This is a genomic window from Microcoleus sp. S13_C3, assembly GCF_036700905.1.
Taxonomy (GTDB): Bacteria; Cyanobacteriota; Cyanobacteriia; order Cyanobacteriales; family Microcoleaceae; genus Microcoleus.
The window spans coordinates 1-8741 of the sequence record NZ_JAUBPT010000236.1; the positions used below are offsets into that span (position 1 = coordinate 1).

8 protein-coding genes are annotated in these 8741 nt (G+C 46.7%); 2 read left to right on the plus strand and 6 right to left on the minus strand.

What is annotated here, in order from left to right; all coding sequences use genetic code 11:
* Positions 1-134: 134 nt before the first annotated feature.
* Together QUA16_RS34265 and QUA16_RS34270 are read right to left on the minus strand one after the other, a co-directional pair.
* On the minus strand, positions 135-1358 hold the full coding sequence (locus tag QUA16_RS34265; protein ID WP_333109037.1) for an LL-diaminopimelate aminotransferase: 1224 nt from the start codon (positions 1356-1358) through the stop codon (positions 135-137).
* A gap of 351 nt (positions 1359-1709) precedes the next feature.
* Entirely contained in the window at positions 1710-2036 is a 327-nt protein-coding gene (locus QUA16_RS34270) for a thioredoxin family protein (protein WP_015177073.1), read from the minus strand.
* A gap of 144 nt (positions 2037-2180) precedes the next feature.
* On the opposite strand from QUA16_RS34270, the gene QUA16_RS34275 reads away from it, so the two are divergent.
* Complete coding sequence (locus QUA16_RS34275; protein ID WP_333109035.1) at positions 2181-2933, plus strand: biotin/lipoate A/B protein ligase family protein; 753 nt, start codon at positions 2181-2183, stop codon at positions 2931-2933.
* Positions 2934-3284: 351 nt separating this feature from the next.
* Here the strand turns inward: QUA16_RS34275 and QUA16_RS34280 are convergent, their stop codons facing one another.
* From QUA16_RS34280 to psaK, 4 genes are all read right to left on the minus strand, one after another.
* Positions 3285-4127 carry a DUF928 domain-containing protein gene (locus QUA16_RS34280; protein ID WP_333109033.1) on the minus strand — a complete coding sequence of 281 codons (843 nt, stop codon included), beginning with the start codon at positions 4125-4127 and terminating at the stop codon, positions 3285-3287.
* Positions 4128-4165: 38 nt separating this feature from the next.
* Positions 4166-6115 (minus strand): adenylate/guanylate cyclase domain-containing protein, encoded by a 1950-nt coding sequence (locus tag QUA16_RS34285; protein ID WP_333109031.1) that lies wholly within the window; start codon positions 6113-6115, stop codon positions 4166-4168.
* A gap of 81 nt (positions 6116-6196) precedes the next feature.
* The gene (locus QUA16_RS34290; RefSeq protein ID WP_333109029.1) at positions 6197-7393 is read right to left on the minus strand and encodes a site-2 protease family protein; all 1197 of its coding nucleotides are present in this window, start codon (positions 7391-7393) and stop codon (positions 6197-6199) included.
* An 81-nt stretch (positions 7394-7474) separates the two neighbouring features.
* Positions 7475-7759 (minus strand): photosystem I reaction center subunit PsaK, encoded by a 285-nt coding sequence (gene psaK, locus QUA16_RS34295; RefSeq protein ID WP_333040629.1) that lies wholly within the window; start codon positions 7757-7759, stop codon positions 7475-7477.
* A gap of 133 nt (positions 7760-7892) precedes the next feature.
* On the opposite strand from psaK, the gene QUA16_RS34300 reads away from it, so the two are divergent.
* A complete protein-coding gene (locus tag QUA16_RS34300) occupies positions 7893-8540 on the plus strand; it encodes a phosphoribosylanthranilate isomerase (RefSeq protein WP_333109026.1) in 648 nt (215 codons plus the stop codon).
* The last annotated feature ends 201 nt before the right edge of the window (positions 8541-8741 follow it).

Genomic DNA, 8741 nt, shown 5'->3' on the forward strand with positions numbered 1-8741 from the left:
ACAGATTGACGGGTGGCGACGCACCTTACACGGGCTAGAAGATTGTGTGTACCACATCTACATGGAATATGCTGTAAGTTGACAGGCCTCGGACACGGCGCCGTGTCCCTACGGCGCTCGCCGTAGGCGTGTACTCAATTGAGAAACTCAGCAATTTTTCTAACTGCTGCTTCCAAAATTGCTGGCGACTCGACTAAGGCAAATCGCACGTAGCCTTCTCCTGATTTCCCGAAACCGGCACCGGGGGAAGCTGCGACTCCTGTACTCTGTACTAGCTGAGTGCAAAATTTCACGGAATCTTGGGCCCAAGGTTCCGGCAGTTTCGCCCAGACGTACATGGTGGCAGGGGGTACGGGTACTTGCCAGCCGATGCCCTGTAGCGCGTTTACAAAGGCATCCCGCCGTTTTCTGAAGGTTTCTACGCTGGTTCTGACGGTATCTTGAGGGCCCGTTAATGCGGAGATCGCTCCGTTTAAAATCCCTCGGTATTGGTTGAAGTCCACTGCGGCTTTTACCTGTCGCAGGGCTGCAATTAGTTCGGAATTGCCGATCGCATATCCGACTCGAAAACCTCCCATACTGTAGGATTTGGATAGTGTAAAAAACTCGATCGCCACACTCTTATCTCGATCCGCCTGAAAGATTGACGGCGCCATCAATTTTCGATATTCTTCCTCGTTACCAGAGGGCGGGCACGGGGGCACCGCCCCTACGGAATCGTCAAACACCAAATCCACATAAGGGAAATCGTGAACTAAAACCAGCCGATGTTCTCGACAAAAAGCCACAGCTTTCTCAAAAAAAGCAACCGGGGCGATCGCAGTTGTAGGATTGTGAGGATAGCTCAAAACCATCATCTTCGACTCAGCCAGCACTGCTGTCGGAATATCTTCAAATATCGGCAAAAACGCATTTTCTGCTAATATTGGCATCGGATAAATTTGACCGCCAGCCAAATGCACACCGCCCGCGTGGGAAGGATAGCCCGGATCGAGCAGCAAAGCAAAATCTCCAGGGTTGAGTACAGCTAAAGGCATATGCGCTGTGCCTTCTTGGGAACCAATTAACGGCAGCACTTCTGTTTCTGGATTGACTGCAATCCCAAATTTTTGCTCGTACCAAATGGCTGCTGCTTCCCGAAAATCTCTTGTGCCATTAAACAGCAAATAGCCGTGGGTGCTGGTGTCGGACAGAGAATGTGCGATCGCATCTGTAATATGAGCCGCCGCCGGCAAATCCGAAGAACCCAGAGACAAGTCAATCACATTTTGCCCCGCTGCTCTAGCTTGAGCTTTTGCCCGATCCATATCGGCAAATACATTAAATTGCAGTGGTTCTAAACGTTTAGCAAATTGCATATTTTCTATAGTTTTGTGGAATTTTAAGGAATATTTTTATCTGAGCTAAATTATTTTTTATAGGGCTTTTTTATTGACTTTGGGATTTTTTTTAGTAACCGCAGAGAGCGCAGAGGGCGCAGAGCCAGAGAGGAATATGGAGGATAAAAGAGAGATGTTAAAAAAATATTTGCGATTTCTATAGTTGTAAGCTGTTGTTCATTTAAATTGCATATTTCGAGTCCCGATCAACAATCGTCAAATCCTCTCCCCCTCTCCTCTTCTCCCCCTCTCCCTCTCTAATACCATAGGCAATCTAGATGCAACACAGCTTAAGTTGGGAGTTGGAAACTCCCGAATCATTTCCAAACTTTATAAGTGAGCGTCGAGCAAACCGACCAAAGTTTGTTTAGTAATAGCTCCCTCGTGAGAAAGCACTACTTCGGCATTTTTAAACAGCCTGAGAGCTGGGACTCCTTCTACTTTATACTGCTTGACAGTATTAGGATTGGGGTCAATTTCCATTTTAACCACTTTCAGTCGATCGCTGTAGTTGGCCGCCACCCAGTCTACCGAAGGCGCGATCAGTTTGCAAGGCCCGCACCAACTAGCCCAAAAATAGGCAAGCACTGGTTGCTCTGCTTTCAGGACTTCTGTTTCAAATTTTTCGTCGTTAATGACAATTACACTGTTGCTCATGGTTCTGCGATTATTTTTTCTATTTATTTCTAAAGCACCGGCTGGCGTGAAACTTGCACCAACTTAGAAGACAGGCCCAAAAAACTGTTACTAATTTTAAAACATTCTGCGAATTATTGAGTAGAAACTAAGGACTCGCGACTGATGGCTAATTCTGTATGGCGTTTAATTCCACTGTTGTCGGCGTCTGGTAGGGTGCAGATGGCGATCGACCAATGGCTACTGGAACAGCATCTAGCGGGCAAACATCCGCCAACTCTGCGATTTTACACTTGGCAACCGACGGCGATTTCCTTGGGCTACCACCAGCGCAGGTGGCCGGAGTTTTGGCAGCAGTTGTCTTGGCAGGGAATGCCTCTGGAGTTGGTGAGGAGGCCCAGCGGCGGGCGCGCCGTGCTGCATCAAGGGGATTTAACTTATGCAGTTGTGGCGTCGGGGTTTGCCAGCAGCCGTATGAAAGCTTATCAGACTATTTGCGAGTTTTTGATTGAGGGTTGGAGGGCGATGGGTTTGGATTTGCAATACGGGGAAGCTGGAAGGGGTTATATTCACAATCCGAATTGTTTTGGTACTGCGACGGGTGCGGATTTAGTTACCGCTGATGGTTGCAAGTTAATTGGTAGCGCGCAATTGCGACGGGGTGATGCTATTTTGCAGCACGGTTCGATGCGTTTGCAGCCGGATGTTAAATTATTTTCTCAAGTGTTTGGGGAGGAATTAATTCCTGTGCAATTACCTCTATCTGAAGGGGGAGATGATTTTATTGCCACTGTAATTGATGTTTTGAGTGCGGCGGCTTGTCGCTGTTTTGAGATTGATTTGAAAGTGCAGCCACTTTCGGATCTGGAATGGCAGGATATTTTGGAATTAACAAGTAATAAGCTGTTTCACATTTAACCTCCATATTTGGGGGCGGGGTTTACTGCCACCTTTTCGGAACAGCCAAGATGGCCGTTCCACAAGAGCTTTCTGGGATAATTATTGTGGGGTATACCACCTTTTGGGAACAGCCAAGATGGCCGTTCCACAAGAGATTTTTGGAATAATTATTGTGGGGGATGTCAAAAAGTCGGCCGCCTTTTGGGAACAGCCAAGATGGCCGTTCCACAAGAAAGAATTTTTATTGTAGAACAGCCATCTTGGCTGTTACTGATACAAGTTAAAAACTTGTACACTTGTTTTTATTAACAGTCTTCTGGCCCGTTGATCTAACGCCACCAAAAAAGTTAAATTTATATGCAGTACAGCTTATGGCTGTGGCTGAGTTTGAACGATCGGCTCTTTGGCAATTTGGCCCAATTTCACAGAATCCAGCAAGCTTTCCCAATCAGCAGTTAATTCTGCATCATTAGGATTAGCGCGGCGAGCCGCAGCTAGGGTGCTGAGGGCATCTTGCCAAATCCCATTTTCAGCATAAATAACGGTTTTCTGGCGCGGATCTGCCTGCTCTAATTGACTGCGGATATCTGCACTGAGTTCAACTCGCCGTACAGTACCGCTTTCGATCTGATCGCTCGATCGGTCTTGAGCGTCGCAAATCACTGTCAAATTCCAAGTGTAACTTTTGCCTACTTCTAAGGGCGGCACATTTTTGTCAGCAGGGATACTAACGCCGATCACTCCTGATAAATTGCTAATTGTGACATCCTGTTTATAAATCTGGTTGCCGCTTGGATCTTGTAGGATAAATTCGGCTGATTGCGCCTCTGTTTGAGGCAAGTAGAAAAAGAACGTTGGATAGTCCGAAACAGTCCGTCCGATCTTATTTTTAGGCATTAAGGTTGTGAGACCTAGCTGACTAATGCTCGCGCAGCCACCGCGTACAGGGCGTCTCAGTTGAGTGGGGGGCCGATCGTCTATATCTTCACGGGGCTGAATGAAGCGTGGCCCTCCCGATTCAGTGGATGGCTTGCCATCTGTGCTTGGAGTCGGCAAACCGAAGCGCGGCCCTCCCGGATCAGTGCCTGGCTGGCCCACGTTCTTGGGAATCGGCAGTCCCACAACTGCTAATTGGGAAGCATCAAGTGTTGCTATCAATACTATTGAGCCAACTGATATCAGATTGATGAGAAACTTAGTATTTTTTTTCATATTAACTCCATGAATTTTTAGGGAGAGATTCTCTGTTTTTATTTCTTTTTCCTTCCCAATATCCGGTAGACATTAACTTTTTGTTCCCGGCCTCTTAACGGTAAAGCTCCCCAAGATTCTACTTCAAATTTGTCGGCCAGATGCAGAAAGGTTTCTTCTGCAATCAATATCCGGCAAGTGTCCTCTTGCCGATCCTTTTCGCAGCTTTCGAGCCGAGAGGCAATATTTACGCTGTCGCCGATCACTCCATATTCTAAACGGGTTGAGCCTCCCAGACTACCCACCATAACAGGCCCTGTAAAGATGCCTACTCGCATTTTTGCGGCCGGTAAACCGCGTGTGAGCCAATTTTGATTCATTTGTGGCAAGCGGGAACTGATGGCTAGAGCGCAAGATACGGCGAGGCGAGCATCTTCTGCAATTTCTTCTGCAGTGGTGCGGGGAATGGGTACGCCAAATACTGCCAGCATTCCATCTCCGGTAAATTTATTAATCACGCCTTGATGTGCTTGGACTTCTTGGGCCATTGCTGATAAATACTCATTTAACCAACTCATTACTACTTCTGGCGGTAGTTTTTCGGAGATGGTACTAAAACCTTGCAAGTCGGTGAGGATGATGGTAGCAGTAACTTTTTGCCCTGGCAATAACCCTGATTCGAGCAGATGGACGCGTTCTTTCCACAAGGCATTTGCGATCGCGGGTGAAGTTTGTTGCCCTAATAATTTCATCACAATCCCTTGCTGTTGCCTCGACTGCTCGTATTTATAGGTGACTGCGACTCCTGCGGTGATTAAAAGTGCCAGGGTAGGGGAAATTAGAGGTATCCAACCCTGTTGCATGAAGAGGAAAAAGGTGAATCCGAATAATGAGCCGCAAGCTGCGATCGCGATCACGATCAAATTCAGCGATTTTTCTAGGCGCCAAGTTAAACAGCCGCCGACTGCGCCCCAAACAGCTATCCAGAGAATTTCTTGCCATTCGTCCCAATACCAAAATAGCCCTTGGCCGTCTAAAACTGCACTGAGAATTTGGCTGGTGGCCGTGGCGTGAATTAATACCCCAGGAATCAGGCGGTTTCCGCTGGCATTAGCACTGTAAGGGCTGGAAAATAAATCTCTGACAGTTCGGGCTGTAACGCCTATTAACACTATTTTACCCTTCACCAATTTAGGATCAAGTTTTCGATCCAAAACTTGAGTTAGTGTCACGGTTTTTGCTATATTTTCAGCAGATCGGTAATTGAGTAAGACTTGATAGCCTTGGGCATTAATTTTTTGATAACCTCCTGAGTTCGAGCGCAATTTAGAAAATACTGTTTTATCAGCCTGAATTTCTTGTTTTTCTGTCAATTTAGAATCTATTTTTTTGCTATCCAAATAGGCAAAAGCTAGCCGCATTGAAAATGAAGCCAGTGTCGTTTTACCATCGTCAGCAAACATCAAATTACGACGCACTCTACCATCGGGATCGAGGACTAAATCGTTAAACCCTATCCGATTTTCTGGTATATTGGGAGGTGGCGGAGCTCGATCGTACTCTGAGTTGCCGATGAAGGTAATGGGAAATACTTTGGGGTTTTGCCATTGAGTTACTAATTCTGCATTCCCCGGTTCGTAGGGAGTCGCGCGAATTATATCTATGCCAATAGCTAGGGGCTCAAAACGCGCTACTTCGGCGATCGCTTTTGCTAAAACGCGATCGGAAATTGGCCATTTTTGAAGAGTATTAATGTCCTGATCGGTGATTTTTACTATCAGCAACCTGGGGTCAGGGCCCTGATCGGGCCGCAACTGCACCATGAGGTCGTAAGCATTTAATTCTAGTGGCTGCATCCCGCCTAAATGCCGCACTCCCAATAGAGTTCCCGTCACGACTATCCAGATAATAGCAAGAGGTTGCAAGTCAGTGTAGGAGAAGAAATAAGTTAATTTTTTCCAACGTATCTCCGCCAATTTATGATAAATTCTATTAAAGAATTTGGGCATAAAATTTTTTGCTTCAACCCTCATTGACAAAGTTTGCTACATCTTAACTGATCGCTGATGCCCCTTACCGATGCCCAATTTCTAGTTTTCTTGTGCGGTTTTGGCGATCGCACTTAACTGCAATCCTTGAGGATAGGTGTTTTCTTCTTTGCTGCGCTTGATGTCGGCCATTGAAATCTGGGGTTTGAGGTATTTTGCTAAAACTTTAACCACGTCGCCCCGATCGATCGTCCCCGCTACTGAACCAATCGGCGAGAGGACGATGATACGGGGGAGTTGACGGGCTTCCATGCTGTTAATTACTTCTGCGAGGGATGCTTTTTCGGAGACTGTGGGGGTTTTCCCCAGGGGTTTCAAAATGTTGTGCAAAGTCTGAACTTGCCATTGACTGCGTTCTGTGAAGCGGATATCGTCGATCGACACTAAGCCCAAATCCCGGCCGTTGGTCGCAGCAATGTAAAATGGAAACGGATTGACTTCTAACAAATAGCGATCGGCAAATTCTCGCAGAGTCAAATCTGCATCTACAACTCGAAACTCGCGGCTCATCGCATCGCTGGCTTTAATTTTGAGTAGGGCTTCTTGCAGCGAAGTAACTTGGCTATAAGCACTGGCATTGCGAATGCCAAACCAGCCGATCAGCGCAATCCACAAGCCGCCGTACTCGCGCGCTAAAAAGCATAAACTCAGACCCAAAGCAACAGCCAGCCAACCTAAAACTTGTCCTGTTTTTGCCGCCCAGCGAACGCCGGCAAATCGAGAGCCGGTGATTTTCCAAATTGCTGCTTTTAAAACTTGTCCTCCATCCAAAGGCAGACCGGGAATTAAGTTAAATAATCCCAAAACGAGATTGATTAGTGCTACCCTTTCGGTGACAATTGCGAGCAAACTTCTCGGGGGAAGAACTTGAGAACCCAAACCTAGGATTAAAAACAGGGCAAAGCTGACTAGAGGGCCGGCAATAGCTACTTGAAAAGCTTGACCGGGAGTTTTTGATTCCGAGTCGATCGAAGCTACTCCGCCAAATAAGAATAAGGTAATAGAATTAACTTTAATGCCTTGCGATATCGCCGCCAAGCTGTGTCCGAGTTCGTGCAAGAGCACGGAAGCAAACAGGAGCAGAGCTATTGCTAACCCCGCACTCCAGGAGAGCGCAGGCCCCCACAGGCGGTAACTGCTGGCGTATTCGCGGGTTGCTAAGGCTAAAATTATAAACCACGAATAATCTATAACTAGGGGGATGCCAAATAAAGAGCCGATTCGCCAACCTGTCTGCATGAAGTTTCCTGGGAAAGGAGAGCAAGAAAGAGTTTCTATTATATCTTTTCTATCCCCTTGCCTTTGCCTTTCCCCTGATTTTTACAGAACTCCGGCGTTACCCAAGCCCAAGATTACTCCGGCTCCGAGCAAGTGGCCGAAGCTGGCTGTTGCCAGCAATTCTGGTACGCCGAAGCCTTTGAACATTCCAGGGAGTGCAACGGGTAAAGCTGGGCCCTTGCCTCGGTTTTGCTTGGAGATGCCGTAGTAGCCGATCGTGATCGCCAGCAAATTGCATAAAATCATTGTCAGTCCTACCAGTGGCGACCACTCCGGTGTTGAGGGAGCGGTAGATTGTACGGCTAACAGCAAAGATGAGGTGATCATGTTCTTATCTCCTGATTTCACAGATAAATTGATTTCCCAGATTATAAAAAGCGGTTTGCATTAAACTAAGATTTGTTTTAATAGTTAACAATTCGTTGATATTTTGATACAAATGCGGAAGCGAGGAGTCGGAGTGCGGGTTAAAATTTGCGGAATCACTAAATTAGACCAAGGAATTGCGATCGCCCGCTTGGGAGCCCAGGCTTTGGGGTTTATCTGTGTGCCGGCTTCCCCCCGCTATGTCAGCCCAGAAACAATTCGCCTGATTGTCGAGCAGTTGCCGGCAAATGTCGATCGCATCGGCGTTTTTGCCAACACCACAATAGAAAATATCTGTCAAGTAGCCGCAGACTCAAATTTAAGCGGGGTGCAGTTGCATGGAGATGAAACAGCGGAATATTGCGATCGACTGCGGGAGTTGTTGCCGAGAATTGAAATTATCAAAGCCCTGAGAGTTAAGACTCCTGAAACTTTAGCCACCGCTGCTGTTTATGCTGTTCGTGTCGATACTTTACTGCTGGATGCTTACCATCCACAGCAATTGGGCGGTACTGGTAAAACGATCGACTGGATGATGTTATCAGAGTTTAGACCGCAGTGTCCTTGGCTGCTGGCGGGCGGTTTAACACCCGATAATATTTTAAATGCAATTGATAGTGCGATCGGCAATAACTTCAGCGGTGTTGACCTTTCCAGCGGCGTAGAAATAGCGCCGGGAGATAAAGATTTGACCAAAGTTACTCAGTTGTTTGCTAATTTAAGTCAACTTGCTCATCATTGATAAATTGGCAATAGCAAATTCGCGCTTTTTATGCGATTTATTCTTTAGTCAGCGTGGGCGAAGCCTGCCTTATACAAGGCAGACTTCGTTTCTACAGTAGCGGTTTCAACCGCAGTTTATGCCGTTTAGGATCGCGAATTAAATAACTTACAATTTTAATTGTTATTGTGGGATGGGCGTCCCGCCCGTCCTTTTTGGACG